General features: G+C 60.8%; 17 protein-coding genes. 7 read left to right on the top strand and 10 right to left on the bottom strand.

Annotated elements, in window-relative coordinates; genetic code table 11:
- Positions 1–23 precede the first annotated feature (23 nt).
- Both ACM6HV_RS08860 and ACM6HV_RS08855 read right to left on the bottom strand, forming a co-directional pair.
- Positions 24–638, bottom strand: a complete 615-nt coding sequence (locus ACM6HV_RS08860; RefSeq protein ID WP_414903998.1) for an energy transducer TonB — start codon at positions 636–638, stop codon at positions 24–26.
- Between the two features lie 177 nt (positions 639–815).
- A complete protein-coding gene (locus ACM6HV_RS08855) occupies positions 816–1445 on the bottom strand; it encodes a flagellar basal body-associated protein FliL (RefSeq protein ID WP_414903997.1) in 630 nt (209 codons plus the stop codon).
- A 226-nt stretch (positions 1446–1671) separates the two neighbouring features.
- Between ACM6HV_RS08855 and glpT the strand changes: the two genes are divergently transcribed.
- Positions 1672–3021 (top strand): glycerol-3-phosphate transporter, encoded by a 1350-nt coding sequence (gene glpT / locus ACM6HV_RS08850; RefSeq protein WP_003229323.1) that lies wholly within the window; start codon positions 1672–1674, stop codon positions 3019–3021.
- On the opposite strand, the gene ACM6HV_RS08845 is transcribed toward glpT, so the two are convergent.
- The gene (locus ACM6HV_RS08845; RefSeq protein ID WP_041072057.1) at positions 2997–3665 is read right to left on the bottom strand and encodes a gamma-glutamylcyclotransferase; all 669 of its coding nucleotides are present in this window, start codon (positions 3663–3665) and stop codon (positions 2997–2999) included. The genes glpT and ACM6HV_RS08845 overlap by 25 nt on opposite strands.
- A 353-nt stretch (positions 3666–4018) precedes the next feature.
- Between ACM6HV_RS08845 and ACM6HV_RS08840 the strand changes: the two genes are divergently transcribed.
- Complete coding sequence (locus ACM6HV_RS08840) at positions 4019–4492, top strand: sn-glycerol-3-phosphate transporter (RefSeq protein ID WP_414903996.1); 474 nt, start codon at positions 4019–4021, stop codon at positions 4490–4492.
- Between the two features lie 9 nt (positions 4493–4501).
- Here the strand turns inward: ACM6HV_RS08840 and ACM6HV_RS08835 are convergent, their stop codons facing one another.
- The 6 genes from ACM6HV_RS08835 to ACM6HV_RS08810 form a co-directional block, all read right to left on the bottom strand.
- Positions 4502–5470 (bottom strand): CDP-6-deoxy-delta-3,4-glucoseen reductase, encoded by a 969-nt coding sequence (locus ACM6HV_RS08835; protein ID WP_414903995.1) that lies wholly within the window; start codon positions 5468–5470, stop codon positions 4502–4504.
- Entirely contained in the window at positions 5470–6936 is a 1467-nt protein-coding gene (ubiD, locus tag ACM6HV_RS08830) for a 4-hydroxy-3-polyprenylbenzoate decarboxylase (protein WP_007968427.1), read from the bottom strand. Before ubiD ends, ACM6HV_RS08835 begins: the two co-directional genes overlap by 1 nt.
- A 69-nt stretch (positions 6937–7005) precedes the next feature.
- Positions 7006–9006, bottom strand: coding sequence for an acyltransferase family protein (locus ACM6HV_RS08825; RefSeq protein WP_414903994.1), 2001 nt, complete (start codon positions 9004–9006; stop codon positions 7006–7008).
- A 193-nt stretch (positions 9007–9199) separates the two neighbouring features.
- Positions 9200–10459 carry a transcription termination factor Rho gene (gene rho, locus ACM6HV_RS08820; protein WP_003229334.1) on the bottom strand — a complete coding sequence of 420 codons (1260 nt, stop codon included), beginning with the start codon at positions 10457–10459 and terminating at the stop codon, positions 9200–9202.
- A gap of 247 nt (positions 10460–10706) precedes the next feature.
- Positions 10707–11036: a thioredoxin TrxA gene (trxA, locus tag ACM6HV_RS08815; RefSeq protein ID WP_003206727.1), complete on the bottom strand. Its 330-nt coding sequence runs from the start codon at positions 11034–11036 to the stop codon at positions 10707–10709.
- Positions 11037–11156: 120 nt separating this feature from the next.
- Positions 11157–11864 (bottom strand): FadR/GntR family transcriptional regulator, encoded by a 708-nt coding sequence (locus ACM6HV_RS08810; RefSeq protein WP_414903993.1) that lies wholly within the window; start codon positions 11862–11864, stop codon positions 11157–11159.
- A gap of 256 nt (positions 11865–12120) precedes the next feature.
- On the opposite strand from ACM6HV_RS08810, the gene ACM6HV_RS08805 reads away from it, so the two are divergent.
- The 5 genes from ACM6HV_RS08805 to ppx all read left to right on the top strand — a co-directional run bounded on the left by ACM6HV_RS08805 (position 12121) and on the right by ppx (position 16705).
- Positions 12121–12906, top strand: a complete 786-nt coding sequence (locus ACM6HV_RS08805; RefSeq protein WP_414903992.1) for a transporter substrate-binding domain-containing protein — start codon at positions 12121–12123, stop codon at positions 12904–12906.
- Between the two features lie 22 nt (positions 12907–12928).
- On the top strand, positions 12929–13597 hold the full coding sequence (locus tag ACM6HV_RS08800) for an amino acid ABC transporter permease (RefSeq protein WP_414903991.1): 669 nt from the start codon (positions 12929–12931) through the stop codon (positions 13595–13597).
- Positions 13594–14244, top strand: coding sequence for an amino acid ABC transporter permease (locus ACM6HV_RS08795; RefSeq protein ID WP_145593671.1), 651 nt, complete (start codon positions 13594–13596; stop codon positions 14242–14244). Before ACM6HV_RS08800 ends, ACM6HV_RS08795 begins: the two co-directional genes overlap by 4 nt.
- Positions 14231–14968: an amino acid ABC transporter ATP-binding protein gene (locus tag ACM6HV_RS08790; RefSeq protein WP_414903990.1), complete on the top strand. Its 738-nt coding sequence runs from the start codon at positions 14231–14233 to the stop codon at positions 14966–14968. Before ACM6HV_RS08795 ends, ACM6HV_RS08790 begins: the two co-directional genes overlap by 14 nt.
- Before the next feature lie 234 nt (positions 14969–15202).
- Positions 15203–16705: an exopolyphosphatase gene (gene ppx, locus ACM6HV_RS08785; protein WP_047297233.1), complete on the top strand. Its 1503-nt coding sequence runs from the start codon at positions 15203–15205 to the stop codon at positions 16703–16705.
- 158 nt (positions 16706–16863) lie between these two features.
- Here the strand turns inward: ppx and ppk1 are convergent, their stop codons facing one another.
- On the bottom strand, positions 16864–19089 hold the full coding sequence (gene ppk1 / locus ACM6HV_RS08780) for a polyphosphate kinase 1 (RefSeq protein WP_041072035.1): 2226 nt from the start codon (positions 19087–19089) through the stop codon (positions 16864–16866).
- Between the last annotated feature and the right edge of the window lie 2 nt (positions 19090–19091).

Raw genomic sequence — 19091 nt, 5'->3', positions numbered from 1 at the left:
TTCACTCTCAGCGGCGCTGGTTATCAAAGCAACTCACGAACCTCTCCCGGCAGAAAACTCATGTATCTCCACATGGGGGCCTCCCGGCAGCCTCTGACGATCATCGGTACGCGCCGATTCATCCTGGCGATGATTGCCAGACGTTGATCATCGGCCAACTGACTCTTGTGGCTCGCGTTCGAAAGGTAAGCGCGGGTGTAATGAAACACGTCCGCGTCGACCCAGGCGTACTCAGGCATGTTCCTGAAACTGCCATTGATGACATGACACTTCACTGACTTCAGCCACTGATTGAGGTGGATCGGCTCGTCCCGGCCCAGTCGAAAGAGCATCGGTGCCACCACGGGCTGTTCTGCAGGCCGCCCGTTTTCAGTCGTCCAGGGCTTGAAGCGCCACTGTGTTATTGCGTCTTTGACTACCTCAGCCAGATCAGGGTGATCACTTTGCACAATGTTGATCGCGCTGACCGAACCATCCGCCTTGACGACAAAACTGACCCTGACCTCGCCTTCGACCCCGGCCCTGCGCAACAGCTTCGGGTAAATCGGCTTGGGAATGTTTTCCGGTATGAGTAACCCTTCCGCTGCCAGCGCAAGACTGAAGATCGTCAATAAAAGCCCAGCAAAGAACCACCGCATGATCTCGCCCCTTCCCGATTGAGATGCCTGTCCGGCAACAACAGAAAGGTTACGGAGCATTGCCTGTTAACTGAATGGCGCAGCTTCGCTATTGAATGCAGGACATTTCCTGATCCTGACAAGAAAACAGGCGAACGCCCTGCGCAACGGGCTTCAGGTACATTTTCTGACGGATGCTTAGCCGCCGCTGGCCGCTGCAGCGTCGCCCGGCAATAAATGCTCCTGCACCTTCAGGCTGCGAGACGGAATCAGCCGTCCCTTGTCATCGAAGCGCAAAACGATCAGCCAGTCGAAGACTTCATCCGGCCATCTTTCCTGGCCCATCAGCGCCGTGGGGTCGCCACCAAAGGCCTTGAGCAGTTTATTGATGTGGCCGTGGTGCCAGGCGATCAGCACCGTTTGCGCCTGATTGCTCTTGCGCAACAGTTTGACCAATTGATGCAGATCGCCATTGACGTAGGGCTGCTCGATCGCGAGGTTCAGGCGTTGGGCCAGCGGGGTCAGGGTCAGGCGCGAGCGCGAACTCTCCGGGGTGTCGCCGGCAGCGATCAAACGCTGGGGCGTGAGTGTCTGGCCGTCGAGTTTCAGCGGATTGAAATAGTCGACATAGGCGGCCGCGCGTTGCTCGCCTCGGGCATTGAGCACCGATCCTGTATCCGGTTTTTCCGCATGCCGGATGATCAGCACCGTGGCGTTGCGCAGGCCGGAATGGGAAGGATGATCGGTGACGATCAATGTCAGCAGCACAACGGCGAGCCCCGCCGCCACCAAGAACCTCGGCACCAACATGCGAACCTTCAGGGCCATTTCCTATCTCTGCTGATCAATTGGCTGAACGGGCCGCGAGTCTATGTCACACCCTGTTGATAAGTGGTGAAAACGTCCTGTTTTTACAGCTGAGCGACAGGTTCGTAAAAGAACATGCGACTTCCAACATTTTCCGCTGTTTTGCCGATGCGAACCGGTGCTATTTTCGGTAACGAAACTGTAACATTCGCATCCGCAGTCAAAACAAGAAATCTGGAGCTCTTGAATGTTTGCTTTCTTTCGTCCTGCCGCACATCAGGCTCCATTGCCTGAAGAAAAAATAGACAGCACTTACCGACGCCTGCGCTGGCAGATCTTCGCCGGTATCTTCTTTGGCTACGCGGGTTACTACCTGCTGCGCAAAAACTTCTCGCTGGCCATGCCGTACCTGATCGACGAGGGCTACAGCCGTGGCGATCTGGGTCTGGCGATGTCGGCCATTGCCATCGCCTACGGTCTGTCGAAGTTCCTGATGGGCCTGGTCTCCGACCGTTCCAACCCGCGTTATTTCCTGCCGTTCGGCTTGCTGGTGTCGGCCGGCGTGATGTTCATTTTCGGTTTCGCGCCGTGGGCGACGTCCAGCGTGACCATGATGTTCATCCTGCTGTTCATCAACGGTTGGGCCCAGGGCATGGGCTGGCCGCCGAGCGGACGCACCATGGTGCACTGGTGGTCGCAGAAGGAACGGGGCGGCGTAGTCTCGGTGTGGAACGTGGCGCATAACGTCGGCGGCGGTCTGATCGGCCCGCTGTTCCTGATCGGCATGGGCCTGTTCAATGACTGGCACGCAGCGTTCTACGTCCCGGCAGCGGTGGCGCTGGGCGTGGCGGTGTTTGCCTTCATCACCATGCGCGACACCCCGCAATCGGTCGGCCTGCCGCCGATCGAGAAGTACAAGAACGATTACCCGGAAGGCTACGACGCCAGCCACGAAGACGAATTCAGCGCCAAGGAAATCTTCGTCAAATACGTGCTGCGCAACAAAATGCTCTGGTACATCGCCATGGCCAACGTCTTCGTCTACCTGCTGCGCTACGGCGTACTGGACTGGGCGCCGACCTACCTCAAAGAAGCCAAGCACTTCGACGTCGACAAGACTTCGTGGGCTTACTTCTTCTACGAGTGGGCGGGCATTCCGGGCACGCTGCTGTGCGGCTGGATGTCGGACAAGATCTTCCGTGGCAACCGTGGCCTGACCGGCATGGTGTTCATGGCACTCGTGACCGTAGCGACGCTGGTGTACTGGCTGAACCCGGCCGGCAACCCGACCGTGGACATGATCGCGCTGTTCTCGATCGGTTTTCTGATCTACGGCCCGGTGATGCTGATCGGACTGCAGGCGCTGGAGCTGGCACCGAAGAAAGCCGCCGGCACGGCAGCAGGCTTCACCGGTCTGTTCGGCTATCTGGGCGGTTCGGTCGCGGCGAGTGCGGCAATGGGCTATACCGTTGACCACTTCGGCTGGGACGGTGGTTTTGTCCTGCTGGTAGGCGCTTGCCTGCTGTCGATGGCCTTCCTGGCCCCGACGCTATGGCACAAGCAAGTCGCCAGTCAGAGTCGCGAAGCCGTCGCCTGATCGGCTTTTGCCTGACAGCGCTTGAGCCGCGCCTCCAGATTTCGATCCGGCATGGCGTGGCTGCGCAGGGCGTGGGCGGTCTGCTCGACATAATCGCGAGTGGTGCCGTAGCGCCCGCAAGCGCTTTCGAACACCTGACTCAGCACATGATCCGGCAAGTTGCCGGCATAGCTGGGCAGGTGTCGCTCCAGAACAAACCCCAACGCCTGAACCTGACTGCCATCTTCGAGCCGGCAGTTCAGCCAGTGCGGGCGATAGGACGGGAATGGCATCTCGCGTTTCCACAGCGCGTACAGCGCAGCGTCGAGATTCTCTTCCGGCAGCCGATAGGCGAAGCCGCTGCACGAACCGCCACGATCCAGACCGAACACCAGCCCGGGCATTTCCGGCGTTCCACGATGCTCATGCGACCACAGGTACAAGCCGCGATGGTAACCGTGGACTCGCCCGCGCACCCGCTCCACCGCCGTGCACTCCGGGCGCCAGATCAGCGAGCCGTAAGCAAACAGCCACACCGGCCCACCCTTGTGGCGCGCCATGGTCGATTGCATCGAGACGAGAAGTTGTTCGTGGGTCAGCTGCGGCCCCAGATCGAGCCGCGGAGGGTAAGCCAGATTCACAAAAGCAGATTCAATGGCTGTCATGACAGAAGTGTTCGGCCCCGCAAGTATTACAAGATGTAAGCACAATTCGCTTGATAGAACATATAGCAGTAACTGTAAAACGAAAAGTGCTAAAGGATGTATGACCCGCCTGACAACGATAATGCGGGATCATCTGCCCGGTTATCCGGTTTTATATAGCCTAATACCCTTGCAGCAATATCTTAAATACCCGAATGAAATATGCATAAGCCTTCGCTTGTTCAGGTTTCGTTCATGAAGGCGCGGGAAACTTCCTACTAGAATGTCGGACTTTCTTTCTTCTCCGTCGCTGAACGCCTACGTATAACGGCCTTCCTCTGGCGCAAGCCATCCCGTTTAACCGAGGCTGCACAATGAACATCCGAAGACTTCTGACCGTATTGCTGATGACTCAGACCGGCCATGCATTGGCCGCGGACGATGCGCAGGACACGGGCTTCTGGTATGCCCAGACCAGCGTCTACACCCGACATTACTCGCCCGACCCCGAGCACAATAATCATCAGGACTTGATCGGCATCGAACGCAATCAGGCTTCCGGCTGGGTCTTTGGCGGGGCAACTTTCCGTAACTCGTTCCGCCAGCGCTCGAACTACGCCTATGCCGGCAAGCGCTATGACAGCCGTGAGTATCCGGTGTATTTGAAAGTCACGGGCGGGCTGTTGCAGGGTTATCGCGGTGATTACAAGGACAAGATCCCGTTGAACCGCTATGGCGTTGCGCCAGTGATCATTCCGTCCGTCGGGACTCAATACGGCCCATTGGCCGCCGAGCTGGTGTTTCTCGGCGCCAATGCGGCGATGGTGACTAGCGGCGTACGTTTCTAGGGACGGGGCTCAAGATCGCGGCGCGTACGCAAATACGTCGGCGCGCATCTGGTGCGCATCCATCCCGGCTTCCACCAGCGCATCCAGCGTGCCGTAGACCATCGCCGGCGAACCGCTGGCGTAGACGTGCAGGGCCTTCAGATCGGCGAAGTCCTCGCACACGGCCTGGTGCAACATCCCGCAGCGCCCTTCCCAACCGCACTGGTCGCTGACCACTTTGTGCAGGAACAGATTGGGCAGCTTCAGCCATTCGTCCCAATGCTCGATGTCGTAGAAATCTTCCGGGCGACGCACGCCCCAGTACAGATGCACCGGGTGTTTGAAGCCGTTGGCGCGGCAGTGTTCGATCAGGCTGTGAATCTGGCCCATGCCGGTGCCGGCGGCGATCAGTACCAGCGGCCCGTCAGGCAATTCGGCGAGGTGGGTGTCGCCGAACGGCAGTTCGACGCGCACCAGCGGGTTGCGCTGCAGTTGCTCGATCAGGCTCAGCGCACTGGCCTCACGGGCCAGCACGTGGATTTCCAGATCCCGTCCGCCGTGCGGTGCAGAGGCCATGGAGAACGCTGACTTTTCACCGTTCTCGCGCTCGATCATCAGGTACTGCCCGGCGTGATAACGCGGTGGCTTGCCGGCCGGCGCACGCAGGCGCACGCGCCAGGTGTCGCCGCCGACGTCCCGGCATTCGATGACCTGACACGACAGGCTGCGCACCGGCAGTTCTCCCAGCGCGAGCACGCCATCCCACAGCAGGACGCAGTCTTCCAGCGGCTCGGCTATGCAAGTGTAGAACTCGCCGTGGTCATGCACCTTGCCGGCCTGTTCGACCCGGCCCTCCACCAGCAGCGCCGCACATACGTGGCAATTGCCGTTGCGGCAGCTTTGCGGGCAGTCGTAGCCCAGGCGCCGCGCACCATCGAGAATCCGCTCGCCGGGCCGTATCTCAAGCACCGCTCCGGAGGGCTGCAGGGTTACACGCATCAATCTATTCCTAACTGATTCCAGATGGCATCGATCCGCTGGGTGACGGCGTCGTCCTTGACGATCACACGGCCCCACTCGCGAGTGGTTTCGCCCGGCCACTTGTGGGTGGCATCCAGGCCCATTTTCGAGCCCAGGCCCGAGACCGGCGAGGCGAAGTCGAGGTAGTCGATCGGCGTGTTGTCGATCATCACCGTATCGCGCTTGGGGTCCATGCGCGTGGTGATGGCCCAGATCACGTCGTTCCAGTCGCGGGCATTGATATCGTCGTCAGTGACGATAACGAACTTGGTGTACATGAACTGTCGCAAAAACGACCAGACACCGAGCATCACGCGCTTGGCATGCCCCGGATACGACTTCTTCATCGTCACCACAGCCATGCGGTACGAGCAGCCTTCCGGCGGCAGGTAGAAGTCGGTGATCTCCGGGAATTGCTTCTGCAGGATCGGCACGAACACTTCATTCAGCGCAACGCCGAGAATTGCCGGTTCATCCGGTGGACGGCCGGTGTAGGTACTGTGGTAGATCGGCTTGATCCGGTGGGTGATGCGCTCGACGGTGAACACCGGGAAGCTGTCGACTTCGTTGTAGTAACCGGTGTGGTCGCCGTACGGGCCTTCATCGGCCATTTCGCCCGGATGGATCACGCCTTCGAGGATGATCTCGGCGGTGGCCGGCACTTGCAGGTCGTTGCCGCGGCACTTGACCAGCTCGGTGCGGTTACCGCGCAGCAGACCGGCGAAAGCGTATTCGGAAAGGCTGTCCGGCACCGGCGTCACGGCGCCGAGGATGGTCGCCGGGTCGGCGCCCAGCGCGACCGACACCGGGAACGGCTGGCCCGGATGCTTCTCGCACCATTCGCGGAAGTCCAGCGCGCCGCCACGGTGGCTGAGCCAGCGCATGATCACCTTGTTGCGGCCGATCACTTGCTGACGGTAAATACCGAGGTTCTGGCGCTCCTTGTTCGGGCCTTTGGTGACGGTCAGGCCCCAGGTGATCAGCGGACCGACGTCGCCGGGCCAGCAGGTCTGCACCGGCAGCATCGCCAGGTCGACGTCGTCACCTTCGATAACCACTTCCTGGCACACCGCGTCTTTGACCACTTTCGGCGCCATCGAGATGATCTTGCGGAAGATCGGCAGTTTCGACCACGCGTCCTTCAAGCCCTTCGGCGGCTCCGGCTCCTTGAGGAAGGCCAGCAGCTTGCCGATCTCGCGCAGTTCGCTGACCGACTCGGCGCCCATGCCCATGGCCACCCGCTCGGGCGTGCCGAACAGGTTGCCGAGCACCGGAATGTCGTAACCGGTGGGCTTCTCGAACAGCAGCGCCGGGCCCTTGGCCCGCAGCGTGCGATCGCACACCTCGGTCATTTCCAGCACCGGCGAGACGGGAATCTGGATGCGTTTCAACTCTCCGCGCTGCTCAAGCTGCTGCACGAAATCCCGAAGATCCTTGAATTTCATTGACGATGGCACCCTCAAAATAGGCGTACATCCTACCTGCTATGCAGCCCTGTGGCAGCCTGTCGCTGCTTACTTGGCTGCATTGGTCTGCGCGTTCCCACGGTTTTCCCGGGCTTGCAGGCTCATAAACAGCGGCTCGAGGATCGGCGCAACGAAGCGTGCACCGACTTCGGACAAGTGATTGTCGTCGGTGTACAGCGAATAGCCGCCAAGTTCAGCGTGGCACAAGCCTTTGTCATCGCACAGCCGTGGCGCGGGATCGACCACGCGCACGGCCGGATCCTCCTGCGCAAGTTGCGCAAACAGCTGACTGATGAACACCTGGCGTTTGTGGTGCGCCTCGACGTCCAGCCCGACGTCATCGACCGGACGATCAAGCATTGCCAGACGTGTCAGCCGATAGGGCGGACTGAAGGCCTGCAGCGGCGCTTCTTTCACCAGCCACACGCGATGCCCGCCGGCACGCAATTGCGCCACACGGGCCCGCAGACCTTCAGCCAGGCGCCGCTCGGCGTCGGCACGATCATAGCGGCCATCGGTGGTTCTCAGAACATGACCCAGATCACCTTTGGCATCGCCGTACAGGTACAGGCTCCAACGCGCAACCAGCACCACATCGCTGACCGATTGCGCCTTCAGCCCCCGCTCGACACGCTGGTTGAAACGCGCACAGACACCGTCATGTTCCAGTCCATCGACCGGAATGCAGCCGGGAGAACTGGCCAGGATCACGCTCACGCCGTAGGCCTTGGCGCCGTCATCGAACACCGGGATCAGCGCCGTGGCGTGACTGTCGCCCCAGACCATGGCGCGGCTCGGCAGATCCGTCATGCCGTAATGGCAGAACAGCTTGTCGTCCGGGGTCTTGTCATCCGCCAGACACGCCATCAGCTCCGGCCGCCACTCGCGACCCTTGGCGTATTGCAGGGCCTGCTCGGACAAGCGCCATGGCAGGCCATCGGTCCAGCGCAGCGATTGCCCGGCCAGACCGAGCACCAGGATGCCGCAGAAACCGGCCAGCAGAATCTGCCGACGGCCGGCGAGCAAACGCCGTTCACGGAACGGCGTTTCGACGAATTTCCATGACAGATAACCCAGCACCAGGGTCAGCAGGATCAATCCGGCCGTGTCGAGCGCGCCCGGTTCATCGACGCTGGCGTAGCTGGAAAACACGAACACCGGCCAGTGCCACAAGTACCAGGAATAGGAAATCAGGCCGAGGCCGACCATCACCCGACTGCTCAACAATTGACCAACCAGCGTTTCGCGATGACCGTTGGCCAGAATCAACAGCACCACGCCCAGCACCGGCAGCAGCGCGGTCGCCCCCGGGAACGGCGTCGACTTGTCGTAGACGAACACTGCCAGCAGGATCAACCCCATGCCCAGCAGGCTCAAGGCCTGGGCGGCCAGCGGTTTCAAACGCCAGGCGTGTTTCGGCGCAATCGCCAGCATCGCCCCGGCCAGCAACTCCCAGGCACGCATCGGCAGCAGGAAGAAAGCTTTCTCCGGATGATGATTGATCGCCCACACACTCAGCCCGAACGACACCAGCAGCACAGCGAACAGCGCCAGCCGCCAGTGTTTCAAACGGCTCGAGAGCAGCGTCAGCAGCAGCGGGAAGAAGATGTAGAACTGCTCTTCTACCGCCAGTGACCAGGTGTGGAGCAGCGGTTTCAGGTCAGAGGCGACGTCGAAGTAACCGTCCTGGCGCATGAACAGGATGTTCGAGACGAACGTCACTTGATAGCGCACCGAACGCCCCAGCTCTTCGTAGTCCTTGGGCGCCAGCAGGAACCAGCCCACCGCCAGCACCGCAATGATCATCGCGAACAGCGCCGGCAGAATCCGCCGCGCACGCCGAGCCCAGAACTCGACGAAACTGAAACGTCCGGCTTGACGCTGGTTCCAGATGATCGAGGTGATGAGGTAGCCGGAAATCACGAAGAACACGTCCACGCCGACAAAACCGCCGGTAAACCCCGGAACGCCAAAGTGGAACAGCACCACGGCGATCACCGCGACTGCGCGCAGGCCGTCGATATCCCTTCGATAAGCGAGTGTGCTCATAAAATCTTTAATGCCAATCAGGTGGTGGTTTTTATACAGCGCGAGCCCGAGTCGAGAGGCTCGCGAGCGCTGCTGGTTGTAGTGCCCGATCACAGACCTTACCAGATCGGGAACCTCCCATAATCCGGGCAAAATTCAGGCAAAAAAATGGCGCCCCGCGCGGGACGCCATTTTTATCGGTTCAGCGGCGATGTTACTTGCGTTTCATCGACAGGAAGAACTCGTCGTTGGTCTTGGTCGTTTTCAGCTTGTCGACCAGGAACTCGATGGCCGCCACTTCGTCCATCGGGTGCAGCAGCTTGCGCAGAATCCACATGCGCTGCAGTTCGTCATCGGCAGTCAGCAACTCTTCGCGGCGGGTGCCGGAGCGGTTGATGTTGATGGCCGGGAACACACGCTTCTCGGCGATCTTGCGATCCAGAGGCAGTTCCATGTTGCCGGTACCTTTGAACTCTTCGTAGATCACTTCGTCCATCTTCGAGCCGGTTTCAACCAGCGCGGTGGCGATAATGGTCAGCGAGCCGCCTTCTTCGATGTTGCGCGCAGCACCGAAGAAACGTTTCGGTTTCTCCAGGGCGTGAGCATCGACACCACCGGTCAGCACCTTGCCGGAGCTCGGGATCACAGTGTTGTAGGCACGGGCCAGACGGGTGATGGAGTCGAGCAGGATCACCACGTCCTTCTTGTGTTCGACCAGGCGCTTGGCCTTCTCGATCACCATTTCGGCAACCTGCACGTGACGGGTCGGCGGTTCGTCGAAGGTCGAGGCAACCACTTCGCCGCGCACGGTGCGCTGCATTTCGGTCACTTCTTCCGGACGTTCGTCGATCAACAGCACGATCAGGTGAACTTCAGGGTTGTTACGCGCGATGTTCGCGGCGATGTTCTGCAGCATGATCGTTTTACCGGCCTTCGGCGGTGCAACGATCAGACCACGCTGGCCTTTGCCGATCGGGGCACACAGGTCGATCACACGACCGGTCAAGTCTTCGGTGGAACCGTTACCGGCTTCCATCTTCATGCGCACGGTCGGGAACAGCGGGGTCAGGTTCTCGAAGAGAATCTTGTTCTTCGCGTTCTCGGGACGATCGAAGTTGATCGTGTCGACCTTGAGCAGAGCGAAGTAACGCTCGCCTTCCTTTGGAGGGCGGATCTTGCCAACGATGGTGTCACCGGTGCGCAAGTTGAAACGACGGATCTGGCTCGGCGAGACGTAGATATCGTCCGGGCCGGCGAGGTAGGAAGCGTCAGCGGAGCGCAGGAAGCCGAAGCCGTCCTGGAGAATCTCCAGCACGCCATCACCGGAGATTTCCTCGCCGCTTTTCGCGTGCTTTTTCAGCAGGGAGAAAATCACGTCCTGCTTGCGCGAACGGGCCATATTTTCTATGCCCATCTGTTCGGCCAATTCGAGCAGTTCGGTAATCGGCTTTTGCTTGAGTTCAGTCAGATTCATATAGGAATGACGTAATCATTTATGGAGGGGGGAAATTAAGCTTTTGGCTTAATGAGGCCGCGCCGCGGAGAAGGCGACAGGATCGCGAACTTGTTCGAAAAGGAGTGCGTCGGCGACGGCTAGCAGGGGGCAGTGGAGAAACCAGTGCGGGGCCGAATGTACCACCTGAGTTTCGGAGCGTCTAGCCCTGAATACGCAAAAAGCCCCGCAAATTGCGAGGCTTTTTTTTGGCGATTTACAGCGACGCTTAGATGTTGGCGTCGAGGAAAGCAGCCAGTTGCGACTTCGACAGGGCGCCGACTTTGGTCGCTTCAACGTTGCCGTTCTTGAACAGCATCAGCGTCGGGATACCACGCACGCCGTGCTTGGCCGGGGTTTCCTGGTTTTCGTCGATGTTCAGTTTGGCAACGGTCAGCTTGCCTTTGTAAGTCTCGGCAATCTCGTCCAGAACCGGAGCGATCATTTTGCAAGGGCCGCACCATTCAGCCCAGTAGTCGACCAGTACAGCGCCTTCGGCCTTGAGTACGTCGGCTTCGAAGCTGGCGTCGCTAACGTGTTTGATCAGATCGCTGCTCATGGAATTCTCCAGGTTGTAAGCAAAAAAACGTGGCCCATCATATCCGCCCTTCCCTTGTTCAGGAAGCCGCAGTTGATTGAGTCTTGCTATGGCGCCCCATGAGTCTGGGTATAGCCCAAGTCACGCGGTGGCGGGGGCGATGAAGGCGATCCCGGTGCGCAGCGCCGCGTTGCGCACGTGCTCTTGCATGGCCTTCTGGGCGGCGGCGGAGGCCCTGCGCGCGAGGGCGCGGAGGATCTTGCGGTGTTCCTGCCAGGTTTCCATCGCCCGTTCGGCGCGGATGAACGGTAGTTTCTGGCTCTCCAGAAAGATCTCGGCGCGGGCGGTGAGGATGCTCAGCATCGCCTGATTGCCGCTGGCCAGCAGAATGCGCCGGTGGAATTCGAAGTCGAGTTTCGCCGCAGCCTCGAAGTCCCCAGCCTTCAATTGCTCGCGCATCGCCGCAACGTTGTCCTCCAGCGCATCCAGATCGATCGTGCTCAAGGTCACCGCCGCCAGCCCGGCGGCAAAACCCTCCAGCGCATAGCGCAACTGAAAGATGTCCAGCGGCGAAGCCTGCGCCGCAAACGGCCAGCCCGGCGCATGGTCACCCGGCGCAAGGTCCACCGGTGCCTGCACGAACACGCCTTTGCCCGGCTGGATGCTGACCACGCCCAGCGCACTGAGCGATGACAGCGCCTCACGCAAGGACGCCCGGCTGACCCCCAGTTGCACCGCCAGATCCCGTTGCGAGGGCAACGCATCGCCCGCACCGAACCCCTGTTCGGTGATCAGTTTGCGAATCGCTTGCAGCGCCACTTCGGGTACGGCGCGGGAGATCGAGTTCATGGTTGTTCAGACGAGCCAGGCCAAGGTGCGACTAGTTGTAAAGCTATTCGCCGGATCCGGCAAGTCGTGCCCCAGCGGGGTTCGGCGCCCGCTGCCGATGCGCTATCGAGGTGCGAAAAACATCCTGACTGTTCAGACCAGTAAGACCGAAAGAACACGCCAAATCCGCGGCCTGCGCGGCATCCGGCGCGGTGTTGGCACGGCGCATGCTCTGTCCGATCGCAGAAAACACTTCCCGCCGATCCGGAGATTTGCCATGAGCCTGCGTTACAGCGCCCTCCTCACCGCCCTGTTTGCCAGCCTGATGCTGAGCCAGGCCCCCGCCCACGCCGATGGCCTGGATGACGTGGTCAAACGCGGCACACTGAAAGTCGCCGTGCCTCAGGACTTCCCGCCGTTCGGCTCGGTCGGCCCGGACATGAAGCCCCGTGGCCTGGACATCGACACGGCCAAACTGCTGGCCGAGCAACTCAAGGTCAAACTCGAACTGACCCCGGTCAACAGCACCAACCGCATCCCGTTCCTCACCACCGGCAAGGTCGATCTGGTGATCTCCAGCCTCGGCAAGAACCCGGAGCGCGAGAAAGTCATCGACTTCTCCCACGCCTACGCGCCGTTCTACCTCGCGGTGTTTGGCCCGCCTGACGCAGCGATCAGCAGCCTCGACGACCTCAAGGGCAAGACCATCAGTGTCACCCGTGGCGCCATCGAAGACATCGAGCTGACCAAGGTCGCCCCCGAAGGCGTGACCATCAAGCGCTTCGAAGACAACAACTCGACCATCGCCGCCTACCTCGCAGGGCAAGTCGACCTGATCGCCAGCGGCAACGTGGTGATGGTGGCGATCAGCGAGAAGAACCCGAAACGCGTGCCGGCGCTGAAAGTGAAGCTCAAGGATTCGCCGGTCTACGTCGGCGTGAACAAGAACGAGCCGGCGCTGCTGGGCAAGGTCAACGAGATTCTCGCCACCGCCAAGGCCGACGGCGCGTTGGAGAAAAACTCGCAGACCTGGCTCAAAGAGCCGCTGCCGGCCGATCTCTGATCGATCGCGCGGGAGACAATTGATGGCTTATCAGTTCGATTTCATGCCGGTGGTGCAAAACACCGACCTGCTGCTGCGCGGCGCTCTGTTCACCCTGGAACTGACGGCGATTGGCGCAGTGCTCGGCGTCGGCGTGGGCATCGTCGGCGCGCTGGTGCGGGCGTGGAACATTCGCCCGTTCTCGGCACTCTTCGGCGTCTACGTCGAGTTGATCCGCAACACGCCATTTCTGGTGCAGTTGTTCTTCATCTTTTTCGGCCTGCCGTCGCTTGGGGTGCAGATTTCCGAGTGGCAGGCGGCGGTGCTGGCAATGGTGATCAACCTCGGCGCGTATTCGACCGAGATCATCCGCGCCGGCATCCAGGCGATTCCGCGCGGGCAACTGGAAGCCGCCGCCGCACTGGCGATGAGCCGTTTCGAAACGTTCCGCCACGTGGTCCTGCTGCCGGCGCTGGGCAAGGTCTGGCCGGCCCTGAGCAGCCAGATCATCATCGTCATGCTCGGCTCGGCAGTGTGTTCGCAGATCGCCACCGAGGAGCTGAGCTTCGCTGCCAACTTCATTCAGTCGCGCAACTTCCGCGCCTTTGAAACCTACGCGCTGACCACGCTGATCTACCTGTGCATGGCGCTGCTGATCCGCCAGTTGCTGAACTGGGTCGGCCGCCGCTATATCGCGAGGAGCAGCCGATGAGCGACTTCACTTTCTGGGACATCCTGCGCAACCTGCTCACCGGCCTGCAGTGGACGCTGGCGCTGTCGCTGGTGGCGTTCATTGGTGGCGGGATCGTCGGGTTGCTGATTCTGGTCATGCGCATCTCGAAAAACCCGTTGCCGAGCAATATCGCCCGCACCTGGATCGAACTGTTCCAGGGCACACCGCTGCTGATGCAGCTGTTTCTGGTGTTCTTCGGCGTGGCGCTGGCCGGGGTCGAAATCTCGCCGTGGATGGCCGCGGCGATTGCCCTCACGCTGTTTACCAGTGCCTATCTGGCGGAGATCTGGCGCGGTTGCGTCGAAGCGATCCCTCACGGTCAGTGGGAAGCGTCATCGAGTCTGGCGCTGAATCCGCTGGAGCAGTTGCGCTACGTGATCCTGCCGCAGGCGCTGCGCATCGCCGTGGCGCCAACCGTGGGCTTCTCGGTGCAAGTGGTCAAAGGCACGGCGGTGACCTCGATCATCGGTTTCACCGAGCTGACCAAGACCGGCGGCATGCTCGCCAACGCCACTTTCGAACCGTTCATGGTCTACGGCCTCGTCGCCCTCGGCTACTTCCTGCTCTGCTACCCCTTGTCGCTCAGTGCGCGCTACCTGGAAAGGAGACTGCATGCCTCTGCTTAGAATTTCCGCCCTGCATAAATACTACGGCGATCACCACGTGCTCAAAGGCATCGACCTGAGCGTCGAGGAAGGCCAGGTGGTGGCGATCATCGGCCGCAGCGGCTCGGGCAAATCGACCCTGCTGCGCACGCTCAACGGCCTGGAGTCGATCAACGACGGGGTGATCGAAGTCGACGGCGAATACCTCGACGCCGCCCGCGCCGACCTGCGCAGCCTGCGGCAGAAAGTCGGCATGGTGTTCCAGCAGTTCAACCTGTTCCCGCACCTGACCGTCGGCGAGAACGTGATGCTCGCCCCGCAAGTGGTGCAGAAAGTACCGAAGGCCAGGGCGGCCGAACTGGCGCGCAAGATGCTCGAACGCGTCGGCCTGGGGGAGAAGTTCGACGCCTTCCCGGATCGGCTGTCCGGCGGGCAGCAACAGCGCGTGGCAATTGCCCGGGCGCTGGCGATGTCGCCGAAAGTGCTGCTGTGCGACGAGATCACCTCGGCGCTGGACCCGGAACTGGTCAATGAAGTGCTGGCCGTGGTGCGCCAATTGGCGAAAGAAGGCATGACGCTGATCATGGTCACTCACGAAATGCGCTTTGCCCGGGAAGTCGGCGACAAACTGGTGTTCATGCACCATGGCAAGGTGCATGAAGTGGGGGATCCGAAGGTGTTGTTTGCCCATCCGCAGACGGCGGAGCTGGCGAATTTTATTGGCACGGTGGAAGCGACAGCCTGAAATAGCCGTAGTGATGGGGCGGACGCCTTCGCGAGCAGGCTCGCTCCCACAGGGATCTCTGTTGGACCACTATGGTGTGTTCGCCGCAAAACCTGTGGGAGCGAGCCTGCTCGCGAATGGCCGCGCCGCGGTCTCAAGCTTTTATGCGCAGGATCAACGGTTTGAACCATGCGCGTTGGCGCCAGCGTTTGATCGTGGCACGATGGCGGGGTTATCGACCGAGACCCCCTGACCATGCCGCAATCCAAAGCCAAGAATCTGTCCCTGATCGCCGCAATCGACCTGGGCTCCAACAGCTTCCACATGGTCGTGGCCAAGGCCCAGAACGGTGAAATCCGCATTCTGGAGCGCCTCGGAGAGAAAGTGCAGCTTGCCGCCGGCATCGACGACGAGCGCCATCTCAACGAAGAATCGATGCAGCGCGGGCTCGATTGCCTCAAGCGTTTTGCCCAACTGATCAACGGCATGCCGCTGGGCGCCGTGCGAATCGTCGGCACCAACGCCCTGCGCGAAGCGCGCAATCGTCTGGAATTCATCCACCGCGCCGAAGAAATCCTCGGTCACCCGGTGGAAGTCATCTCCGGCCGTGAAGAAGCACGGCTGATTTATCTGGGCGTGTCACACACCCTCGCCGACACCCCGGGCAAGCGTCTGGTGGCCGACATCGGCGGCGGCAGTACCGAATTCATCATCGGGCAGCGGTTTGAACCGCTGCTGCGCGAAAGCCTGCAAATGGGCTGCGTCAGTTTCACCCAGCGCTACTTCAAGGACGGCAAGATCACTCCGGCCCGTTACGCCCAGGCGTACACGGCGGCGCGGCTGGAGATCATGAGCATCGAACACGCCCTGCACCGCCTGACCTGGGATGAAGCCATCGGCTCCTCGGGCACCATCCGCGCCATTGGCCTGGCGCTGAAGGCCGGCGGACATGGCACCGGCGAAGTGAATGCCGAAGGCCTGGCATGGCTCAAGCGTCGCCTGTTCAAACTGGGTGACGTCGACAAGATCGATTTCGAAGGCATCAAGCCTGACCGCCGGGCGATCTTCCCCGCGGGTCTGGCGATTCTCGAAGCGATCTTCGACGCCCTCGAACTGCAACGCATGGATCACTGCGAAGGCGCACTGCGTGAAGGCGTGCTCTACGACCTGCTTGGCCGCCATCACCACGAAGACGTGCGCGAACGCACCCTGACTTCGTTGATGGAGCGTTATCACGTCGACCTGGAACAAGCCGCGCGAGTTGAACGCAAAGCGCTGCACGCCTTTGATCAGGTCGCTGCAGACTGGGAGCTGGATGACGGCATCTGGCGCGAACTGCTCGGCTGGGCGGCGAAAGTCCACGAAGTCGGCCTCGACATCGCGCACTACCACTATCACAAGCACGGCGCCTACCTGATCGAGCACTCGGACCTCGCCGGATTCTCCCGCGAAGACCAGCAAATGCTCGCCCTGCTGGTGCGCGGCCACCGCCGCAACATTCCCAAGGACAAGTTCGCCGAATTCGGTGACGACGGCGACAAGCTGATCCGCCTGTGCGTGCTGCTGCGCTTCGCGATCCTGTTCCACCACATCCGTGGCACCCAGGCGATGCCGCAAGTGGCGCTGCACGCCAAGGGCAACACGCTCGACGTGGAATTCCCGGAGCACTGGCTGGATGAGAATCAGCTGACTCAGGCTGACTTTGGCCTGGAGGCCGAGTGGCTGACGCGGGTTGGCATCGTGCTGACAGTCCACTGATAACCCCTGTAGAAGCTGCCGCAGGCTGCGATCTTTTGCTCTTTAAACGGCAAGATCAAAAGATCGCAGCCTTCGGCAGCTCCTACACAGGTCGGTGTTTGGCGTACAAAAAAGGCGATCCCGAGGGATCGCCTTTTTATTTCACCTGAAACCGAGGCTTAGCTGCTCACCGGCAAAATCGGGCTGCCCAGGCGTTCCAGCAACGTCGCCTGCGCACTGCGCGGGTTCTGATTGCCGGTTGGCGTGTTGCGGATGTAACGACCATCCGACTGCAGGCTCCAGCTGTGGGTGTTGTCGGTCAGGTACAGCTCCAGCTCTTTCTTGACGCGAGTCAGCAGCTTCTTGCCTTCCACCGGGAAGCAAGTCTCGACGCGCTTGTCGAGGTTGCGCTCCATCCAGTCGGCACTGGAGAGGAACATCTGCTCCTCGCCGCCGTTGAGGAAGTAGAACACTCGGGTGTGTTCAAGGAAGCGACCGATGATCGAGCGCACATGGATGTTGTGCGAAACCCCGGCAATGCCCGGACGCAGGCAGCACATCCCGCGCACCACCAGATCGATGCGCACGCCGGACTGGCTGGCCTTGTACAGCGCGCGGATGATCTTCGGATCAGTCAGCGAGTTGAACTTGGCGATGATGTGCGCCGGTTTGCCTTCGACGGCGAACTGGGTTTCCCGGGCAATCATGTCGAGCATGCCCTTCTTCAAAGTGAACGGCGCATGCAGCAGCTTTTTCATGCGCAGGGTTTTACCCATGCCGATCAACTGACTGAACAGTTTGCCGACGTCTTCGCACAAGGCATCGTCGGAGGTCAGCAGGCTGTAGTCGGTGTACAGACGGGCGTTGCCGGCGTGGTAGTTACCGGTGCCGAGGTGCGCGTAACGCACGATCTCGCCGGCCTCGCGACGCAGGATCAGCATCATCTTGGCGTGGGTCTTGAAGCCGACCACGCCGTAAATCACCACCGCACCGGCCGCTTGCAGACGGCTGGCCAGTTGCAGGTTGGACTCTTCGTCGAAGCGCGCGCGCAGTTCAATGACCGCGGTCACTTCCTTGCCGTTGCGCGCGGCGTCCACCAGCGCATCGACGATTTCCGAGTTGGCGCCGGAGCGGTACAGGGTCTGGCGCACAGCCAATACATGCGGGTCTTTCGCCGCCTGGCGCAGCAGGTCGACCACCGGGGTAAACGACTCGAACGGGTGCAGCAACAGGATGTCCTGCTTGCTGACGACACTGAAAATGTTCTCGCTGTTCTGCAGCAGTTTCGGGATCTGCGGGGTGAACGGCGTGTATTGCAGCTCCGGGTGACTGTCCAGACCGGTGATGCTGAACAGGCGGGTCAGGTTGACCGGGCCGTTGACCTGATACAGCTCGGTTTCGCTCAGGTTGAACTGCTTGAGCAAGTAGTCCGAGAGGTGTTTCGGGCAGGTGTCGGCGACTTCCAGACGCACCGCATCACCGTAGCGCCGCGAGAACAGCTCACCACGCAGGGCGCGCGCAAGGTCTTCGACGTCTTCGGAATCGAGCGCCAGGTCGGCGTTTCGGGTCAGGCGGAACTGGTAGCAGCCCTTCACCTTCATGCCCTGGAACAGGTCATCGGCGTGGGCGTGAATCATCGACGACAGGAACACATAGTTGTCGCCCGGGCCGCCGACTTCTTCCGGAACCTTGATGATCCGAGGCAGCAGGCGCGGTGCCGGAATGATCGCCAGACCGGAATCGCGACCGAAGGCGTCGATGCCTTCCAGTTCGACGATGAAGTTCAGGCTCTTGTTTACCAGCAACGGGAATGGATGCGTCGGGTCGAGGCCGATCGGGGTGATGATCGGCGCGATCTCGTCGCGGAAGTAGCGGCGCACCCAGGTTTTGATCTTGGTCGTCCAGTGACGGCGACGGATGAAGCGCACCTGATGCTTTTCCAGCTCCGGCAGCAAGATGTCGTTGAGGATCGCGTACTGGCGATCAACGTGACCGTGCACCAGCTCGCTGATCCGCGCCAGCGCCTGATGCGGTTGCAGACCGTCGGCACCGGCCTGTTCCCGGGCGAAAGTGATCTGCTTCTTCAGGCCGGCTACGCGGATTTCAAAGAATTCGTCGAGGTTGCTGGAGAAAATCAGCAGGAACTTCAGCCGCTCCAGCAACGGATAGGACTCGTCCAGCGCCTGCTCCAGCACGCGGATGTTGAACTGCAGTTGCGAAAGCTCGCGGTGGATGTACAGGCTGCTGTCATCCAGCCCCGGGATCGCAATCACTGGCGCCGCCGCGACGGCTTCGGTGACCGGCGCGGGCGGCGCAGGTTCGAGTTCCGGCGGGGTTTCGGTGATTTGCTCCACCACCGGTTGAGCTTCTTTTACTGCAACTTCAGTGAGTCCTTCGGTATTCATCG

Source organism: Pseudomonas sp. IT-P260, assembly GCF_949768395.1.
GTDB lineage: Bacteria > Pseudomonadota > Gammaproteobacteria > Pseudomonadales > Pseudomonadaceae > Aquipseudomonas > Aquipseudomonas parakoreensis.
Note: the sequence above shows the minus strand (reverse complement) of the source record. Positions and strands in the feature narration are given on the sequence as shown.